This is a genomic window from Zhenpiania hominis, assembly GCF_014333425.1.
Lineage (GTDB): Bacteria > Bacillota > Clostridia > Peptostreptococcales > Anaerovoracaceae > Hominibacterium > Hominibacterium hominis.
Map to the genome: position 1 here is coordinate 76,896 of NZ_JACRYT010000011.1, position 19,853 is coordinate 96,748.

Annotated in this window: 14 protein-coding genes; 8 read left to right on the plus strand and 6 right to left on the minus strand. The window is 47.8% G+C overall.

The features are described from left to right. Positions 1 to 139 precede the first annotated feature (139 nt). Positions 140 to 4,417, plus strand: coding sequence for an Ig-like domain-containing protein (locus tag H9L42_RS10695; RefSeq protein ID WP_187303400.1), 4,278 nt, complete (start codon positions 140 to 142; stop codon positions 4,415 to 4,417). Positions 4,418 to 4,504: 87 nt separating this feature from the next. Here the strand turns inward: H9L42_RS10695 and H9L42_RS10700 are convergent, their stop codons facing one another. Next, a complete protein-coding gene (locus H9L42_RS10700; RefSeq protein WP_187303401.1) occupies positions 4,505 to 5,077 on the minus strand; it encodes a TetR/AcrR family transcriptional regulator in 573 nt (190 codons plus the stop codon). Positions 5,078 to 5,256: 179 nt separating this feature from the next. Here H9L42_RS10700 and H9L42_RS10705 point away from each other — a divergent pair, with 179 nt between their 5' ends. The 4 genes from H9L42_RS10705 (at position 5,257) to rnr (ending at position 11,361) form a co-directional block, all read left to right on the plus strand. Further along, entirely contained in the window at positions 5,257 to 7,329 is a 2,073-nt protein-coding gene (locus tag H9L42_RS10705; RefSeq protein WP_187303402.1) for an efflux RND transporter permease subunit, read from the plus strand. Continuing rightward, positions 7,322 to 8,965, plus strand: a complete 1,644-nt coding sequence (locus H9L42_RS10710) for a hypothetical protein (RefSeq protein ID WP_187303403.1) — start codon at positions 7,322 to 7,324, stop codon at positions 8,963 to 8,965. Before H9L42_RS10705 ends, H9L42_RS10710 begins: the two co-directional genes overlap by 8 nt. Before the next feature lie 77 nt (positions 8,966 to 9,042). After that, a complete protein-coding gene (locus H9L42_RS10715; RefSeq protein WP_187303404.1) occupies positions 9,043 to 9,312 on the plus strand; it encodes a hypothetical protein in 270 nt (89 codons plus the stop codon). Positions 9,313 to 9,417: 105 nt separating this feature from the next. Beyond that, complete coding sequence (rnr, locus tag H9L42_RS10720) at positions 9,418 to 11,361, plus strand: ribonuclease R (RefSeq protein WP_187303405.1); 1,944 nt, start codon at positions 9,418 to 9,420, stop codon at positions 11,359 to 11,361. Here rnr and H9L42_RS10725 read toward each other — a convergent pair. The 5 genes from H9L42_RS10725 to H9L42_RS10745 all read right to left on the minus strand — a co-directional run bounded on the left by H9L42_RS10725 (position 11,345) and on the right by H9L42_RS10745 (position 17,742). Next, a complete protein-coding gene (locus H9L42_RS10725; protein WP_187303406.1) occupies positions 11,345 to 11,827 on the minus strand; it encodes a CBS domain-containing protein in 483 nt (160 codons plus the stop codon). The genes rnr and H9L42_RS10725 overlap by 17 nt on opposite strands. Before the next feature lie 65 nt (positions 11,828 to 11,892). After that, the gene (locus H9L42_RS10730) at positions 11,893 to 13,362 is read right to left on the minus strand and encodes a TrkH family potassium uptake protein (protein WP_187303407.1); all 1,470 of its coding nucleotides are present in this window, start codon (positions 13,360 to 13,362) and stop codon (positions 11,893 to 11,895) included. Between the two features lie 13 nt (positions 13,363 to 13,375). Further along, the gene (locus H9L42_RS10735; protein WP_187303408.1) at positions 13,376 to 14,839 is read right to left on the minus strand and encodes a TrkH family potassium uptake protein; all 1,464 of its coding nucleotides are present in this window, start codon (positions 14,837 to 14,839) and stop codon (positions 13,376 to 13,378) included. An 8-nt stretch (positions 14,840 to 14,847) separates the two neighbouring features. After that, the gene (gene trkA / locus H9L42_RS10740) at positions 14,848 to 16,230 is read right to left on the minus strand and encodes a Trk system potassium transporter TrkA (protein ID WP_187303409.1); all 1,383 of its coding nucleotides are present in this window, start codon (positions 16,228 to 16,230) and stop codon (positions 14,848 to 14,850) included. A gap of 105 nt (positions 16,231 to 16,335) precedes the next feature. Further along, positions 16,336 to 17,742: an NCS2 family permease gene (locus H9L42_RS10745; RefSeq protein ID WP_187303410.1), complete on the minus strand. Its 1,407-nt coding sequence runs from the start codon at positions 17,740 to 17,742 to the stop codon at positions 16,336 to 16,338. Between the two features lie 154 nt (positions 17,743 to 17,896). Between H9L42_RS10745 and H9L42_RS10750 the strand changes: the two genes are divergently transcribed. From H9L42_RS10750 to H9L42_RS10760, 3 genes are all read left to right on the plus strand, one after another. Beyond that, on the plus strand, positions 17,897 to 18,502 hold the full coding sequence (locus H9L42_RS10750; RefSeq protein WP_187303411.1) for an MBL fold metallo-hydrolase: 606 nt from the start codon (positions 17,897 to 17,899) through the stop codon (positions 18,500 to 18,502). Continuing rightward, complete coding sequence (locus tag H9L42_RS10755) at positions 18,493 to 19,314, plus strand: HAD family hydrolase (RefSeq protein ID WP_187303412.1); 822 nt, start codon at positions 18,493 to 18,495, stop codon at positions 19,312 to 19,314. The genes H9L42_RS10750 and H9L42_RS10755 overlap by 10 nt, the downstream gene beginning before the upstream one ends. Before the next feature lie 193 nt (positions 19,315 to 19,507). Beyond that, positions 19,508 to 19,843: a YraN family protein gene (locus H9L42_RS10760; protein WP_187303413.1), complete on the plus strand. Its 336-nt coding sequence runs from the start codon at positions 19,508 to 19,510 to the stop codon at positions 19,841 to 19,843. Positions 19,844 to 19,853 lie beyond the last annotated feature (10 nt).

A 19,853-nucleotide genomic window follows, 5' to 3' on the forward strand; every position in this document is an offset into this window, starting at 1 on the left:
CGTGATGTTACGACATTTTAGGGCTGTTTTTTGTTGTTTTTTGCGTACACAAAAAAGCTGTCACACTAACAGTCATTTCCCGTTAATGCGACAGCCCCATCCGATTATTTTTTTACATATTTAAGACAAGGAGGAAAACATGGAAGCAAGAAAAAGTGCGAAGCTTTTGGCATGGCTGATTGCGCTTGCAGTGGTGTTTACCATGACGCTGCCATCGTCCGTTGTATGGGCGGCAGAAGATAATGCGTCTGACAACGCGGCAAAGATTGGCGATCAGGAATATGCGACCCTTCAAAAAGCAGTTAATGCAACTAAAGGTGATGCGACAATTCAAATGCTGAAAGATGTTAAGGAAGATGTGACTATTGCAGAAGATGATACAGTCACAATTGACCTGAATGGGAAAACAATTACTAATGAAACGAAAACTCATACCATCACTAATGAAGGAAATCTAACAATTACTGGTGAGGGTATCGTGGACAATGTGACACATCAAACAGCAGCAATCCATAATGCGCAGGGTGGAACAGTTGTCCTAAATGGCGGAACATATACCCGCAGCAAGGAGAATGGACAGAGCGCTGAAGCTAGCGGCGGGAATTCATTTTACAATATCCGCAATTATGGAAAAATGACGATTAATGAAGGTGTCACCGTTAAACAGGATGGACATTTTTCTAGCTTGATTGAAAATGGTTACTATGATGGAAACCAAAACACAGCAAAAATAAATGCTGAAATGATTATTAATGGCGGTACTTTTGAGGGAGGACTCAATACAATTAAAAATGATGACTATGGAGTTCTTACAATCAATGGTGGTACCTTTAAAAATGTAACACAGGCCGCTTTCCTCAACTGGAATGAAGCGACAGTGACAGGAGGAACTTTCACAGTAGCAAGTGAAGCAGAAGGTCCGGCAATTTTAAATGGAAAATTAAATGACACCATGGACAAGGGTGTTCTGAAAATTTCAGGTGGGACTTTTACTGCTGGTGGAAATCATGCCGCTATTGAGCAGATGGGAGGCTCTACTTCTATTGGTGATATCTCCATCACCGGAGGAACCTTTAGCACAAATCCGGATAAATATATTGCAGATGGATATCTGGCAGATAAAACGGAAGATGGATATCAGATCATCAAAGAAGGTGACACAACAGAAAATGTGGCGCTGGTAGGAAAAACCTATTATCCAACTCTGAAAGAAGCCATTGACGCGGCAGAAGCAGGCGACACCGTAACCCTGCTCAAAGACATCACTGTAGATATGGGTGATAAGGATGCGGCGGCAATTGCTATTACAAAGAAACTGACATTAGATGGAAACGGTAAAACCATCGCTGCAAACAAAATCGACGCAAAGGAAGGAATGGGCCATATCCTGGGAATCCAAGGCGCTAACGTAAAAGTAAGAGATCTTACAATTGACGGTACGGACAAATCCGCGAGACATGGTATCCAGGTTTATGGAGAAGGCAGCAAGGCGACACTGTACTCTGTAACAGTAAAAAACTGTTTCGGATATGGACTGGTTGTAAACGGAGCGACAGCGACAGCGACCAGACTGACGACTGATGGAAACGGCTGGGGCGGCGTAAATGTTACCAAAGGCGTTAATATCACAGACAATCCGTCTTTCACACTGAACAGCGGAACTCTGACTGACGAAAATCCGATTCAGATAGATGTAGAAAAGGGCGATTTAGATGCTGATTGGGTAACCTTTGGTGAAGGTGCCGGAGAATGGGATATCATCACAGACGCAGAAACTGGTGATGGTAGACCAGCGATCCAGTGGAAACCGGCAAAAGGCGAAGCAGTTGCTCAGGTAAATGGATCCAACTATGCGACCCTTGAGGCAGCGATTACAGCAGCGAAAGAAAACGCGACTGTAAAACTGCTGAAAGATATCACAGTAAAAACAGTTAAAAAGGATTCTCCGATTATTTTGCTCAACAAGACCCTGACGCTGGATGGAAATGGAAAGACTATTACGGCTGAACTCGGCGACATTAAGCCGGCTGAAGACGCTGAGAATAAGGGTATGAGCCATGTTCTCGGCTTGCAGGCAAAAGACATTGTGGTAAAGAATCTGACGATCAATGGCGGAGATGCGGCAAGACATGGCGTGCAGACTTACGGAGCAGACAATAGCGCTACTCTGGAAAATGTGATGATCAAAGACTGTACCGGATATGGCGCGGTAGCCAATGGTTCAATCCTTACCGTTAACGGACTTAACACCAGTGGAAACAACTGGGGTGGCATCAATGTATCCAAAGGAAGTAATGTGACAAATACGCCTACACTTCAGTTCAATAAAGGAACATTGGAAGAAGAAAATAAGATTCAGCTGGATAATGTAGATGGCTCATCTGTAGTTGATACAGTGGTTGAATTCGGTGATGAAGCGGGCCCATGGCATGCGGAAAAATCTGCAGATGAAAATATTATTAAGTACTTGCCAGGCGCGGATATTACAGGTATTAAACTGAATGTGACAGAGATGACTCTGGAAGTAGGCGATAAAGCACAGTTAATCGCCACTGTATCTCCGGAAAACGCTTACAATAAAGACGTAACATGGTCCGTTCCAGAGGGCACAACAGAAATCCAAGTAGATGCTGACACAGGTGTTGTAACAGCATTCAAAAAGGCTGAGAAGGTAGAGGTTACTGCAACTGCAAAAGATGGAAAAACGACTGCGACGTGTAATATTACGGTTACAGAAGACGCAGACGAGACAACAACCCTCACCGTACAGCCGTCCGTTACTGATACTACGATGAATGCAGATGACATCGTTACCGCCATTAACAATGCGGATGATGCGGATGAAATTCTGGTTAACGTTCCGAGTGATACCAATAATGTAATTAGCAAGGACGTATTCGCGGCAGCTAAAGAAGGAAATGCGGGTAAACTGATTATTAAAACGGAAAAGGCCACTTTCACCTTTGACGCGGCTCAGATTGAAAACGCGGCGGATGTGAACGTAGAGATTACAGATGCAAAGGATGTAGATGTTGATGAATGGCTTCCGGGAGCTACAACAGAAGCGATCGAGCTGACTCACGACGGAAACTTCCCGGCACCGGCAACTATTACTTACACTTTAAGCAGTGACAGTGGCATTACTGCAGGTGCTACCGTATATCTCTATTACTATAACGATTATAACGACGGCGCTCTGGAGCTGATGGCCCAGGATGCGCTGACTGTGGCGGATAACTCGGTTACCTTTACGCTGGCTCATGCTTCCGCTTATGTATTCAGTGCAGAGCAAATCGAAGCTACAACAGTTGCGGAGAATATTGAGGAAGTAATTGCGGCCATCGGTACGGTAACATATGGAGATGAGACAAAAGCTGCAATCGAAAAGGCGAGAGAACAGTATGATCTGTTTGCGAAGCAGTATCCGGAAGATACCGATAAGGTGGGAAATCTGGATACTCTGACTGCGGCGGAAGCTGCTTACAAAGCGCTGGACGATGAAGTTCAGGCCTTCAAGTCAGAGTTTGACGCCTTCTATGACAAAGTTAAAGATGGCGGCGTAATGTCTTATGAAGAGCAGCAGCAGGTTCCGAAGCTGAGAGCGGCGTTTGAAGCACTGGATGACAGCCAGAAGAAAGCATTGGAAGCTTATGAGCAGGATTTGCAGACAGTAGAAGATATCTGCAAAGCTTCCCAGGAAGGTGAAGTCGTATCCCAGGCGAACCGCGTAAGCAAAGCAGTCGCGGAAAAACTGCCGACAAACGTGGCATTCACAACTGCGGTTAAGAGCCAGATTGACGCGGTAAGAGCGCTGTATGACAGTGTTGTAGCGGAAACTCCGGATGCGAAAGTTCTGCTGACCTCCGAGCTGGCGGCAATTGAAAAAGCGGAAGCTGCGTATAAGACAGCGAAGAGAGCGGCGTACAGCAGCGCGAAGATTTCTCTCAGCACAACGAAGTACACTTACAACGGCAAGGCAAAACGGCCGACCGTAAAAGGCCTGAGCGCCTTTGTAAATGGAACGGATTACACCATCGCTTACAAGAGCAACGTGAAATCCGGAAAAGCAACGGTAACGGTAACTGGTAAGGGCGACTGCGCGGGATTCTCCGCGAAGACTGCGACCTTCCGCATTGTTCCGAATAAAGCGGCTATCAGCAAGCTGACAAAAGGCAAGAGAAACATGAAGGTTCGGATTAAGAGCCAGAAAAAAGCGGCTGTAAGCGGCTACCAGATTGCTTATAAATACGGAAAATCCGGAAAATACAAAAAGGTTACAACCACGAAGCTGACGAAGAAGATCCGCAAGCTGAAGACGAAGAAGTACTACTATGTAAAAGTTCGTGCTTACAAGAAGATCGACGGCAAGAAATACTACGGAACTTACAGCAAAATCAAAAAGATCAAAGTTCGTTAAGAACCATCCTTAGAACAACAAGAAAAGCGGGGCTGCCTGAAAGGGCAAGCCTCGCTTTTCTTGCATATTACATTCCAGCAGAGGCAGTTATTCTAAAAACTGCCCGCCGTGAAGCGACAGCTCCGCCGCGAGAGCGGCGATTTCCTCTGGGCTTTCCTTCATGCCGGTATCCAGCCAGGTCTGGATCAGGCCGATGTGGCCGCTGATGATAAAGGCGTAAAAATACTCGAACTGCCGGGCGTCGATATGCTCGTATTTCTTCTCCCAGGTCTGAAAACACTTATCATGAACCAGCCCTTTGAGCCGCTCCAGGAAGGTGATATCTCCATTTTCTCCCAGAAACGCCGCGCATAGATCCGCGTTTTCCGCCAGATATGCGTAGATGCGGGAAAAAAGGGGCAGCAGGGAGCGGGAAAGCTCCTCATCGGAAACCGAGTCCAGAATTCTTTGAAACTCCGTCATAATCGTATCTTCGATTTTTTCCACCATATCGTAAATGTCCCGGTAATGGAGATAAAAGGTCCCTCGGTTCATATCCACCAGATCGGTCAGCTCCTTGACCGTAATTTCCTTCAGGCTTTTTTTCAGCATCAGCCTGGCAAGCCCCTGCCGAAGCTGATTTTTTGTTTTGCGGACCCGGCGATCGACCGGCTTTTCCATTTTAAACAACCTCCTTCCAAAATCAACACGCGCCGCTGGGAATGTTCATTATTCTACAGCAAAAGCGGAATTGCTTATTGAAAAATCCGTTAAAATCATTATAATAAAATACAGCTGATAAATCAACACAATGTTCATTAATAGAATCTTGTTGATAAATGAAAACAAAAGGGGGATGTATGAATCGTTTTTTTCGGGGAGTCTTAAGCCACAGAAAATTTGTTATCGCTCTCTTTGTGTGCTGCGCCATCGCGGGAGCGATTCTTTCCTTAGGGGTAAAAGTCAATTATACCTTTGCGGATTATCTGCCGCAAAATACGGCTTCCACCGTGGCGCTGGAGACCATGAATGAAGAATTTGACGGAGGGGCTCCCAACGCGAGACTGGTGATTCCGGATGTGACGATTCCGGAGGCTCTGGAGATGAAAGAGAAGATCGGCGGTATCGACGGAGTAGACGGGATTACCTGGCTGGATGACGCGGCGGATATCGAAGGCCCGCTGGAGCTTATCGAGGAAGAGGTTCTGGAAGAATATTATAAAGATGGAAAGGCATGCTTTTCCCTGACCATTGATTCGGATAGAATTCTGAGCACGGTTACGGAGGTAAGGAAGCAGGCGGGGGAAGACGCTCTTATGGAGGGTTCGGCGGTCAATACGGCGGTGGCCACCGAAACAACGGGAACGGAAGTCAGCCATATTATGATCATCGTCGTGCCTCTGTGCCTTGTGATTTTGCTTTTGACCACCACATCCTGGTTTGAGCCGATTTTGTTCCTTTTGACGATTGGGATAGCCATTCTCATCAATATCGGAACCAATCTGTTCTTCGGAGAAATTTCCTTTGTCACAAAAGCGGCTTCCAGCATTCTGCAGCTGGCGGTTTCTATGGATTATTCCATCTTTCTGCTCCACCGGTTTTCCGCGTACAGGAAAGAGGGGATGGACGTCCGGGAGGCCATGATAAACGCCATGCATAAATCCTTTTTCACGATTACCGCCAGCGGACTTACGACTGTAATCGGTTTCGCCGCGCTGATTTGTATGAAATTCCGTATCGGGCCGGATATGGGCGTCGTCATGGTAAAAGCCATCGCCCTGTCGCTGATCTCGGTACTGGTGCTGCTGCCTGCCATGGCGCTGGTAAGCTACCGGCTGATCGACCGCACCCAGCATCGGCCGCTGCTTCCGGAATTCGGGAAATTCGCCGGGCTGGTTTTCAAAATTCGCGTTCCGGCGATGATTCTGTTTCTGCTGATTATCACGCCGGCGTTTTTGGCGCAGGGGGACAATGACTTTCGCTATGGGGCGGGAGACATGTTCGGTAAAGGCACCCAGGTCTATGAAGACCGGATTAAGGTGGAGAGCACCTTTGGAAAAACAAACCAGATGGTTATGATGGTGCCGAGGGGTGATACGGCAAAGGAAAAGGAACTCAGCGACGCGATTTATGAAATCCCGCAGGTGACGAACGTGATTTCTTATGTGGATACAGCAGGCGCGGAGGTTCCGATTGAATATCTGGATGAGGATACTCTGAGCCAGCTTGTTTCTGAACATTACAGCCGCATGGTGATTTCCGTCAGCACAGAGCCGGAGGGGAAAGACGCCTTCTCGGTGGTGGAAAAACTGCGGCAGCTGGGGAAGAAGTATTACGGCGGAGAATATCTGCTGGCAGGAGACAGCGTGTCCACCTACGATATGCGAGAGGTGACGACGTCCGATATGCAGGTGGTTAATTTCATCGCCATCGGAGCGATTTTCCTGATTTTGCTTCTGACGATGCGCTCCCTGTCGATCCCGGTCGTATTAGTCCTTGTGATTGAAACTGCCGTATGGATGAACCTGTCGGTGCCATACTTTACGGGAGAACATCTCCAATATATCGCCTATCTGATTATCAGTTCCATACAGCTGGGCGCGACGGTGGATTACGCGATTCTGATGGCAAGCCGCTATCTGGAAGAGCGGAGCATCCGGCCCAAAGGCGAGGCTGTGCTGGAAGCGGTGAAGAATACGAGCCTTTCGATTCTTACATCCGCTTCCATCCTTACCCTGGCCGGATTGATTCTGGGCGCCATCTCCACAAACGGAGTGCTGAAAGAACTGGGAGTGCTCGTAGGACGGGGAGCGATTTTCTCCGCGATCCTGGTGCTCCTGGTTCTGCCGGGAATTTTATACCTGCTGGATAAGGTGATAGAGAAAACAACGTGGAAAGCGAATTTTTTCAGGGAGGATAAACAACATGGGTAAACGATGGATTGCAATCGGACTTGCAGTAGTTCTGGTCTGCACGGCGACGTCACCGGTTTTCGCGGCGCAGGCGCCCAGCGAAAAAGAAGAAGTGGTCTACGCGGATCTTAAGGATAACGGTCAGACGGAAGAGGTTTATGTGGTCAATATCTTTGAAAACCAGAAAAAGATTGAGGATTACGGAATCTATGAATCCGTGCGAAATATGACTTCCACCGATGAGATCCGCCAGAAGGGGGATCAGATTCAGATCGCTACGGAGGATGATATTCTGTATTATCAGGGAAACTTAAGGAGTGGAGAAATTCCATGGGATATCGGGATTACCTGCTTTCTTGACGGAAAAGAATGTTCCGCGAAAGAGCTGGCGGGAAGCAGCGGACATCTGCGGATTCGCGTGAAAATCCGCCAAAACCAGGACGCGGACCCGGAATACTTTGAAAACTACGCGCTGCAGGTGACGGCTGCCCTGAATACGGAGAATTGCAGGAATATCACGGCAAAGGGAGCCACAGAAGCCAACGCGGGAGGAAACCGGCAGTTTACGTGGACGCTGCTGCCGAAAACAGAAAAGACCCTGAATCTTACGGCGGACGTGGCAGATTTTGAAATGGAAAGCATCTCCTTTAACGGCGTGAAAATGAACCTGGATGTGGATCTGGACAAAGACGCCCTTACCCGGCAGTTTGACGCTTTGGAAACAGCGGTAGCAGCTATTGATAAAGGCGCGAAAACCCTTGACAAAGGAACCGAGAATCTTTCGGAAGGCGCCGAGGAGCTCGATAAGGGCGCGCGGGAGCTGAAGGAGAAAACCGCGCCGCTGAAAAAGGAAAGTAAGGAACTGTCCAAAAAACTCAAACAGGCGGAAAAGCTGGAGTCCGCTTCCGGCCAGGTGAAGGGCGCCACCGAAGTCCTGGCGGAGGGAACTGAGAAGCTGAAAGAAGGGATCAGTTATCAGGCGTTTAAATCCGCTATGGCACAGCAGGGACTGGATCTGGACAGTCTGAAGTCCGGAAACCAGCAGATGCTCCAGCTCCTGAATCAGCTGGAAGGTCTGATCCCCGCGGCCTATCAGGAAAAGTTCGCGGAAGCGAAAAAATTGCTCCAGGGAAATCTGGGCGCCCTTTCCGGAATGGAACAGTATCTGAATCAGGCTTCGAAAAGCGTCAGCCAGGCGGATGAAGGCGCGGACGCGCTGGCGGAAAGCTACGCGGATTTTGACAAGGCGATCCGGTCTTTGAGCGGACAGCTGGAAGATGTGGACCTTTCCCAGCTGGGAAAACTGGCGGATGGCGCGGAGACCCTGGCGGAGGGGAGCGGCAGTCTCAAATCAGGAAGCAGCGCGCTGTCCGAGGGCAGCGGCAGCCTTTCTGTGGGAACCGGAGAGCTGAACAGCCAGACCTCCGGTATGAGCGAAAAAGCAGGAGAGGAAATAGACAGCGTCCTGTCCGGCATTTCCGGAACTGGGGAAACGGTAAAATCCTTTGTCTCAGAAAAAAATACCAATGTAAAGGCGGTTCAGTTTGTGATTAAAAACGAAGCGATTACACTGCCGGAAAAAAGTGTTCCCAAGGAAACGAAAGCAGAAAGCCGCAGCTTGTGGCAGAAATTCCTGGATCTTTTCGGTATTTCCTGAAAAAATCTTAATTTCATAGATAAATTTGTACAAAAGCGCAAATAATATCTACGAAATTAAGAGAGGAGTGAAATACTTTGAAAAAAGCAAGAATGGTAATCGCGATGCTGCTTGCCTTATCCGTCTTTACTTTCGCGGGCTGCGGAAATAACGACAGCAACACAGACAGCACGACGGAATCCCAGACTGTAGAAGAAACGACCGATAACGCGGCGGAAGATATCAAAGATGACGCGGAAGATCTGGGAGAAGATATGAAAGACGGCGCTGAGGATATGGCGACCGATGTAAAGGACGGCGCCGAGGATCTGCTGGATGGCACAGATAATACAAAAAACACCAATTAATAGCAGAACATTCAGAAGGGAAGTTCCCGGCGCGGAAACACAAAAGACTGCGCGGGGGCTTCCTTTCTGCTTTTGCAATAGCGACTCCTATGGTAAACTATACATATGAAGAAGAAAAAGAAAAGACCTGAAATCGCAGGCACATTGTCAAAGCACAAAAGAGGCTTTGGCTTTGTCAGAACCGAAGACGGAGAGAGCGATATCTATATTTCTGCCCGCAGTATTCACGGAGCCATGGACGGGGACCGGGTGCTGGTCGACCTGATTCCGCAGGCTCTGTGGGGAAGCTCACGGGAAGGGATTATCATAAAAATCCTGCAGAGGAATACCGTGGAAGTGGCGGGAACCTTCGAGAAAAGCAAAAAATTCGGCTTTGTCATTCCGGATGGAAAAAAGGGAGGAGAGGATATTTTCGTCCGCAAAAAGGATTTTAGCGGCGCTCAGAGAGGGGACAAAGTCTTGGTTCGGATTACAAAATACCCGGACAAAGAGAACAGCGCGGAAGGCAAAATCGTGGAAATCATCAGCAGGAACGGACAGGCGGGAGGCGATATCAAGGCTCTGGCGCGAAGCTACGGGCTGAGAGAGACTTTCCCCAGCAGGGCGAACGCCGAGGCAAAGGCGGTCAGCAGAGAGGGAATCCACAGCCGAGATCTGGAGGGCAGAAGGGATCTGCGGGATAAAACGATCATTACCATAGATGGGGCGGACTCCAAGGATTTTGACGACGCGGTTTCCGTAGAGATGCTCCCGGGCGGCAATTACCTTTTGGGCGTCCATATTGCCGATGTAAGCCATTATGTGGCAGAGGACGGATACCTGGACCGGGAGGCGCTGAAACGGGGGAACAGCGTCTATTTAATCGATCAGGTGATTCCCATGCTCCCTAAGAGTTTGTCCAATGGAATCTGCAGCCTGAACCCGGATGAGGATCGGCTGACCCTGTCCGTGGATATGGAAGTCACTCCTCAGGGAGAGGTGGTCTCCCACGATATTTATGAGAGCGTGATTCATTCAAAAGAGAGAATGGTCTATTCGGAAGTATCGGACATGCTGGAAAAAAAGGATGATTCGCTGGTAAAAAAATACCGGGATATTTTTGAGGATCTTCTGATTATGAACAAGCTGGCGGGTATTCTGCGAGAAAAGCGGGAAGCGAGGGGGAGCCTGGATTTTGACTTTGATGAGGCATACATCCGGCTGGATTCGTCAGGAGCCGCGGTAAGCGTGGATATCGCCGAACGGCGTACCGCCAACAAGCTGATCGAAGAATTTATGCTTCTTGCCAATCAGACTGTGGCAGAGCATTTTTTCTGGATGGAAGTGCCCTTTATCTATCGTGTCCATGAAGCGCCGACTCTCCGGAAGATGGAGGAGTTCCGTACTTTCCTGAGAGGGTTCGGGCTCAGTGTGAAAGGAACGGCGGGGTCCGTACATCCGCGGACCCTCAATGAAATCCTCAAAAGCGTAGAAGGCAAAAGTTATGAGAATGTGGTAAATACAGTGATGCTCCGATCCATGCAGAAGGCCTATTACGGTACAGAGTGCGACGGCCATTTCGGTCTGGCGCTGAATTATTACTGCCATTTCACTTCTCCGATCCGCAGATATCCGGATCTGTTCATCCACCGCGTTATCAAGGCGTGTCTGCATGGAACGCTGGACGCGGACAGCATGGAGCATTTTCGGAAAAAGGCGCAGGAAGCGGCAGATACGGCTTCGGCTACAGAACGTACGGCTATCGAACTGGAACGGGAAGTTGAGAAAATGAAAAAAGCCGAATACATGGCGGATCGGATCGGCGCGCGCTACGATGGTATTATCAGCGGCGTAACGGGATTCGGAATCTATGTACAGCTGGAAAATACCGTGGAAGGCATGATCCGGCTGGATACTCTGCTGGACGACTACTATATCCATGAACCGGAAAAATACCGGCTGATAGGAGAACGCACGGGCAGAGTTTACGGTTTGGGACAAAGCGTGCGAATCCAGGTGGATTCTGTGGACATTGAAAACCGGGAAATCAACTTCAGGATTGAAGGGTAGGCGCGGAGACGGCGCAGATGGAAGAAAGGGCGTCCCCGGCCTCATCGATGAATACCGGACGGCGGGCAATATCGGCCATGGAGAGCATACCGACAAGCCGGCCGTTTTTTGTGACCGGGAGGCGGCGCACCTGATATTTTGCCAGCAGCAGAGCCGCGTGATGGGTATTCATTTCCGGGGAAGCGCAGACAAGACCGGTAGACATTATATCGCCGGCTTTCAGCTCGGCGGAAGGCTTCCCATCCCCTTCACGGGCGAGAGCGCGGATTACCAGATCCCGATCCGTTACAATCCCCAGAACTTCTCCTTTATCATTGCAGACCGGAATCACGCCTACATCTTCCTGGCGCATCTGCCTGGCAATCTGGCTGAGGGGCGCCTTTTCCTCCACACAGCTGATGCCGGTGGTCATTAAATCTTTTACCTGCATGTTATTATCCTCTCTGACTTTTAAAATCGGATCCAAAAAGGCATCCTGTGATTAGGATGCCCGGAAAAATTTTCTTTATACGGCGCCTTTTTCCATTTTACTTAACGCTCTCTCCCCCAGAAACTTTTGGTAAAGAGAATGACGATGGTAAACAGCTCCAGCCTTCCGATGATCATCAGTAGACTGAGATATAATTTCAGCGGAGCGCTGTATATGGAATAATCTCCCATAGAACCTACCTCGCCGAAGGCCATACCGGTGTTGCTCAATAGAGACGCGGCTGTAGAGATCGTTGTTTCCAGATCCAGATTCTGCAAAGAAAGCACCAGACAGGAAAAGAGAAACAAACACATGTACATGAGAATGAACACCGTGATCTCCGAAACCACCAGGGCGGGAACCGCTTTTTTCCCGATTTTGACCGCCACTACAGAGCGTGGATGAATCCGTTTGTAAAATCCGCGGCCGATTAACTTTAATAGAACGACTACACGGATAACCTTGAGGGAACCGCTGGTGGAAGCCGCGCAACCCCCGATGAACAGCAGGGTGAAGAGGATCATCTGGCATACGGCCGGCCAGATGGTATAATCTGCGCTGGAATATCCGGAGGTCGTAATCATGCTGACTACCTGGAAAAAGGAATCTCTCAGAGCCTGGAAAAAGTTCGGATAATTTCCGAGAAAATAAAGTCCAAGAGTGCAAAGCAGCACAGCCCCGATAATAATTCGCAAAAAGGAGCGCAACTCAACATCCCGCGCCACATAACCCCACTTTCCGGTAGCCGCGTAGTGGTAGAGAATAAAGTTGATTGAAGCAAGGATTGTAAAGACACTGATAATAATCTCAACAGCTACGCTGTTATAGTAAGCGATACCGTCGGGATGGGCAAACAGTCCGCCGCTGCTGATACTTCCCATAGTATTAATCAGAGAATCAAAGGGGGTCATAAATGGGCACAGCAGAATAAATTCCAGGAGGCTCAAGGAAATATAGGTCAGATAGAGTATTTTCGCGGAATCACTCATGCGGACGGCCATTTTTTCTAATACAGGGCCAGGCGTTTCCGCGCGGGCAATCAGCTGGGCGTTGATCCCGAGAGCGGGAAGAATAGAAATGGCAAAAACTAAGATCCCCATGCCGCCCAGCCAGTGAGTAATCGCTTTCCAAAGGAGAAGGGCTTTCGGCATGATTTTGATTCCCATAGCGGTGCAGCCGGTCGTTGTAAACCCTGAGACAGACTCAAAAAAGCTATCGGTAAAGCTGCTGGTAAAATCAGAAAAATAATAGGGCAGCGCTCCAAAGAAGGAACATATGAGCCAGCAGAGAGCTACTACAAGATATCCCTCTCTTGCGCGAAATCGGGCTTTCGCCGGCTTTACAATGAGAATCACAAAGGAACCCGTAGCAATGGTGAGCCCCGAAGAAATCATCAGCGCCCGGATGTTTTCTGTTTCCCCATAGAAAACGGCGCAGAAAAGAGCGGGAAGCATGAAAAGCCCGATAATCAGCGTAACGATTCCAAGAATTTTTGCGATAACCTGATAATTTAATTTAACATTCAATGACATGGCGGTACTTCCTTTAATGATTTGGATTCCAGAATCTAGGCGTTAGCAAAATAAACAGGGTAAACAGCTCCAGCCGTCCTGCCAGCATGAGAATGGACAGAAGGAACAGACCGGGTCCCGAATAAATGCTGAAATTGGCGGCAGGCCCTACAAGCTCCAGTCCGGGACCGATATTTCCGATGCAGGTGAGCACGGAAGTAAATGTGGTAATCATATCAAAATTATTCAGCGACAGCAGAATCGTAGAAATGAAAACCACAGCGATATACAAAAACATATGGTTGGCGATAGCCGAAACCGTATCAGAAGGAATGTTTTTTCCGTTTATTTTAACTGTGACCACTGCGTTGGGATGAAGTCTGGTGGCAATGCCCCGTCGAATCAGCTTTAAAAGAACCAGAATTCGTACGACTTTGATGCCGCCGCCGGTAGAAGAGGCGCAGCCGCCGATAAACATCAGGAGAATCAGAATCATCTTGCTGAAGGTCGGCCAAAGGTCAAAATTATCTGTCGCGAAACCGGTTGTGGTAATGATTGTTGATGTTTGAAATACGGAATAACGCAGAGACTGACCAACGCTGGTGTAAAACCCGCTGAAAAAGAGATTGGCCGCGATGAGAATCGTGGAAGCTCCGATAATGAACAAATAAAAGCGAAACTCCGCGTCTCGGAAAATAGATGAAATTCCGTCTTTCAGCGACATATAATACAGATTGAAATTGGCGCCGGAGAGAATCATAAAAAATGTGATGACCATTTCCGCGTAAACACTGTCAAAATGGGCGACGCTGTTATTATAATCGGAAAATCCTCCGGTACCTACGGAGCCGAAGGTGTGAAGCAGCGAGTCATAAAGACTGACGCCTCCCAGACACAGGAGAATGGTTTCTACAATCGTAAACACAAAATAAGTTGTGTACAGGGCCTTGGCGGTATCCGACATTTTGGGAGTAATTTTATCAAGAGTCGGGCCGGGAGCTTCCGAAACCGCGATATTCTGTCCGTTGATCCCTAAAGAAGGCATGAGCGCAATGGCAAAAATAAGAATCCCCATACCCCCGATCCAATGCGTGAAAGAACGCCAGAACAAGATGCTTTTGGGAAGGATTTCCACATCAGAAAGCGCTGTGGCGCCTGTTGTAGAAAAGCCGGAACAGGACTCGAAAAAAGCAACAAAAAAATCAGGTATGCTTCCGGAAAGCATGAAAGGCGCGGCCCCCAGAAGCGCGGATACAATCCAGCATACCGTTACAATCAGAAATCCGTCTCGGACTTTCAGGTGCTGTGTAGAAGGCTGTCCAAACCATAACAGAAAAAAACCGCAGACCGCCGCAAACAATATGGTACCTAGAAAAGCCAGAAACGAAACAGTTTCTTTATAAATAACCGCTACAATAAGAGAAGGAAACATGGAAAGCCCGATGACCAGCATCGCCAGACCAATGATTCTGCAGAATGTACGTAAACTCAGATTCATAGCGGCGCTCACCTCTGTCTCTTACGTTTAAAAAATGGCAGCTTTTCATTATCCCTCAGCATTTTTTCCAGTTCCGGAAGCTCTGTCAGCAGGCTGAAGAAAATGACCCGATCCCCTTCCTGAATGATGGTGTCTCCATTTGGAATAATGACATTCAGTCCTCTGTGAATCGCGGCGACGATGACTCCGTCCGGAATTTCCAATTCAGATAATGGACGGTCGATGAGTTTCATGTGGTGGGAAGCGATGATTTCCATGATTTCAGCCTGTCCCTGAATCAGGACAGAAGAAACGACCCGTTTGGAACCCTGGACAAAACGGAGAATTGTACTCGCGGTAATATCAATCGGATTGAGGGCCATATCGATTCCCATACTTTCAATGAGTTCCGAGTAGCTTTCGCGGCTTACTTTAGCGATTACATCTTCAATTTTATGTCGTTTGGCCATTAATGCCAGCAGCAAATTCTCTTCATCATATCCGGTCGCCGTTACAAAGGCGTCCATCTCATCCAGATTTTCTTCTTCCAAAAGATCCAGATCCGTGGCGTCGCCGTGGAGGATCATAACGTCTTCCAAATGGGTGGAAAGGTAATGGCATCGATTCTTGTCAATTTCAATGATTTTGACCGCAATTCCAAATTCGGAGAGTTTTTTCGCGAGATAATATCCGGTTTTTCCTCCCCCCACGATCATGACTTTCTGCAGATCGGTGTACTTACCCTTTTCATGTACCTGCGCGTTCAGCTCCATGATGGGAATCCGTTCACCGATCACATAAAGCCCATCTTCGGGCTGGATAACGGTGTCCCCATGGGGAATAATGACTTTTCCGTTTCTGGATAAAGCGACAATCAGCATGTTCTCCAGCACAGCGCCTACATCATGCATCGAACGACCGATGAGCGCGGAAAACTTTTTCGCGCTGAATTCCAGAAGCGCTACTTTCCCGCTGGAAAAAATACCATTGCTAAGGGTATATTTTTCCACCAGGTATTTATAGATTTCAACGGTAATTGCCAGATCCGGATTTACAATGTTGTCAATCCCCATAGTTTCTTTAATAAAACCAAGCTGATCCATATGCTCCGGATCGCGGACTCTCGCAATGACTTTGGAGCAGCCAAGCTTTTTCGCGAAAGACGCGATGACGATATTGGTCTCGTCGCTTTCTGTTACAGCGATCAAATAATCATAGGTGGCGATTCCCAGGTTCTTGAGAATTTTCGTCTCCTTCGCGTTCGCGTTAACGGTCATGACATCCAGATGGGAGCTGAGCTTCTGCAGAACATCTTCGTCCTGATCGAGAATGGTTACAGAATGATCTCCGCCCAGGAGCGCTTCCGTAACCTTCAGGCCCAGCTTCCCCGCGCCGACAATAGCAATTTTCATTTCTCCCTTTTGTACCTCCATAATGAAAATAACACCATTATTGTATCACTATTTGTCGGTTTGGCAATACGCATTTTACAGGATATACAAAATTTCGTCTAATTCTCAGATAGCCCCTAGAACAAAGAACCGGATTAGGAACAAAATCCCCAGTACGGCCGTTAGCCAGTGAATCTCGCGGACCTTTCCACACAGCAGTTTTATAATAATGTGGGAAATCAGTCCCAGCGCGATTGCGGTGGCAATGGAGTAAGCAAACGGCATAGCGGCAATGGTAAGAAATGCCGGAACCAGCTGGGAAAAATCATCCCACTGAATATTTTTCAGAGACGGGAGCATCATAGCCCCGACAAAGATAAGGGCAGGCGCAGTAGCTGCCGAAGGGATGATCTGCACGAAAGGAAGGGCCAGGATAGAAAGCAGGAGCAGGACTGCGGTTGTAAGAGAGGTAAGGCCTGTTCGTCCTCCGGCGCCGATTCCGGAGATGGATTCCATGTAAGTGGTAACCGTGGATGTACCACAAGCCGCGCCGGCAGTTGTGGCGATGGCGTCGCACATAAGTGCTTTTTTCATACCCACCGGGTTTCCGTCAGCATCTTTGAAGTCCACCTTTTTGGAAACGCTGATCAGAGCTCCCAGGGTGTCGAACATATCTACAAGGGAAAAGGACAGCACCAGAATTAAAATAGTAAAAATTGTAGAAAGCAGATTCTGACCCGCAAATAAACTGCCGAACCCTTCGATAAACGAACCCAGAGAATAAGTAGTGAAATCCGAAAAAGGCTCTGAGAAATTCACAGAAAAGGATTCCGGAAGGGTGGTGACGCCCAGGGGAATTCCAATGATCGTTACCGCGATGATCCCGATAAGGATTGCGGCTTTTACATGAAGCGCATGGAGCGCGGCCATAATGAAAAGGCCAAGGAGGGCGAGCAGGCACCCATATACGGCAACTTTTTGATCCGGATCGCTGATTGCGGAAAAATCGGCGAACGCGATAAGGGTAGAGTCATTGTGGACTACAAGCCCGGCATTCTGCATTCCTACAAAAGCGATAAACATGCCAATACCAACGGGAAGCGCTTCCTGGACGCTGGTTGGAATACATCGAATAATTAATTCTCGCAGGCCACATGCCGTAATGAGGATAAAGAGCACGCCTGAAATGAAAACAATGGCCAGGGCCTCCTGGTAGGTCATGCCGAATCCGACGATTACGGAAAAAGCAAAGAACGCGTTAATGCCCATTCCGGGAGCCTGCGCCAAAGGAAGCTTCGCGTAAAGAGCCATGAGAATCGTTCCAATAAAAGAAGCAAGGCAAGTAGCAATTAAAACTCCGTTAAAAACAGCGTCAGACGGACCACCGGCTGCCGCGACACCGGAAGCGATAAGCTCCGGATTTACAAGAATAATGTAAGACATGGTGATGAAGGTGGTAAACCCGGCGGCAATTTCCGTTGAGACTGTGGTCTTGTGATCTTTCAGCCTGAAAAAATGCTCCAAACGCTCCATGATAAATAAATCCTCCTTAATCAATAAAAATTACAAATACCATTATACTGAATAATGCGAAAAAGAAAAAGTTGTTTTTTATATTTTTTGGACGAAAACAGTACCTTGTGATAGAATAGTTGAGGAAAAGGAAAATAAAAAAGGGGGAGAAAGTATGAAGATAAAACGGTTTATCGGCGGCGTTCTGCAAAGTAATGGTTATGTGATTTATCAGGAAGATAGGGGATGCTGCTATGTGATTGACCCCGGATATAGCGCGGGGGTATTCCGCGATTTTATTGAAAAAAAGCATTTGGATATGCGGGGGATCCTGCTGACCCACCACCATCATGATCATACAGGCGCTGTTCAGAAGCTGAAGACAATGTTTGATTGCCCGGTTTCCATTCATCGGCAAGATGTGGACTTTTGTAAATTTGAGGTGGAACATCCGCTGGAAGATGGAGACAGAATCCTGCTGGAAGATGAGGAAATCCGCGTGGTTCATACGCCGGGCCATACGGCGGGAAGTGTTTGCTTTTTCTCAGAGCGGGGAAAACTGGCTTTCACAGGGGATACAATTTTTAATGTAGACCTGGGAAGAACCGATTTGGAAGACGGTTCAGAATCGGATATGATCCGGTCTTGCCGTGAGGTTATTAATAAATGGAACAATGAGATTTTTATTTATCCGGGGCATGGGGATGGATGCAACATGAAGAAGGTACGGAAAATCAATCATGAATTTCTGGAGATTGTAGGAGATGGAAAATGGCAATAAAACTGATAGCTTTGGATTTGGATGGGACTACCTTAAATGACGATCGGGTAATCAGCCGCGCGAACAGGGAAGCTTTGGAAGCCGCGATAGAAAAGGGCGTCAATGTAGTAATTGCCACAGGAAGGGCATACTCAGCCCTGCCGGAGGATGTTTTTGAGATAAAGGGAATCCAGTATGTCCTGACTTCCAATGGCGCGGTGATTACAGATCTGCGGACGAAGGAGGTTATTTACGAAAACTGCATCGCTCCTTCAGCAGTGGAGAAGGCAGTGGAACTGTTGAAGCAGTATCCCTTTATGGTAGAAGCTTTCACGGGCGGCGGCGCGTATATTGAAAAAGCCGAGTACGATCATATTCGGGAAACAAGGCTCAGCTTTCGCCATGTGGATTATGTGCTGACGACCCGCCAGCCGGTAGACGGGCTGTACGATTTCATTCTTGACCATAAAGAGCATATTGAAAATATCAACGTGAACTTTGAAAATCAGAAAGATCGGTCTATGATGCGGGAGATTCTCAGCGGCCTTGCCGATACAACCCTGACGACCTCATTTGATCACAATCTGGAAATTGGCGGCGCTACAACCAGCAAAGCCGAGGCGCTGCGGGAGTTGGAACATATTCTGAATGTAAAGTCGGAAGAAATGATGGCAGTGGGAGACAGCCCCAATGACATGGCGATGATGCGTCTCGCGGGCCTTCCGGTAGCGGTGGAAAACGCGAAAGAGGAAGTTAAGGCGATTGCCAGATATGTGACTGCTACCAACCATAAGGACGGAGTTGCGCAGGCGGTGCGTAAATTTGTGCTGTAAATATGGAAAAGCGGTTTGATCTGTTTTTATAAACCGAAAAAACAATATATACTTGCCACGCGTTATACGCGTGGTATTTGTATTGGAAGGAAATAATAATGCGGGAAGAAAAAGAAAATTTTCTTGACAAAACAAAATCCTTAATATAACATAAATGTAAAATAAATACATTTAGTTAAAAGGGGTAGAGAAAATGACAAATCAGCAACTTGGAAGAATAGGAGAAGACACGGCCAAAGCTTTTTTGGAGTGTAAAGGGTATCGCATTTTGCACAGAAATTTTCGGTGCAGGGCCGGAGAAATTGATTTAGTAGCGTTAAAGGGACGTATTTTGCATTTTATAGAAGTAAAGACAAGACAGGGAGACTCCTACGGGCATCCGGCGGAAAGCATAACGCCGAAAAAACTTGGATGTATGAAAGCGGCCGCATGCAGTTATCTGGCGGCCAAGGGGGGACAAAAAATGGCTTTTGGGCAGATGCAGTTTGACGCCATTGAAATTGAAATTAACCATATTGAGAATATCTAGGAGGGAAGGT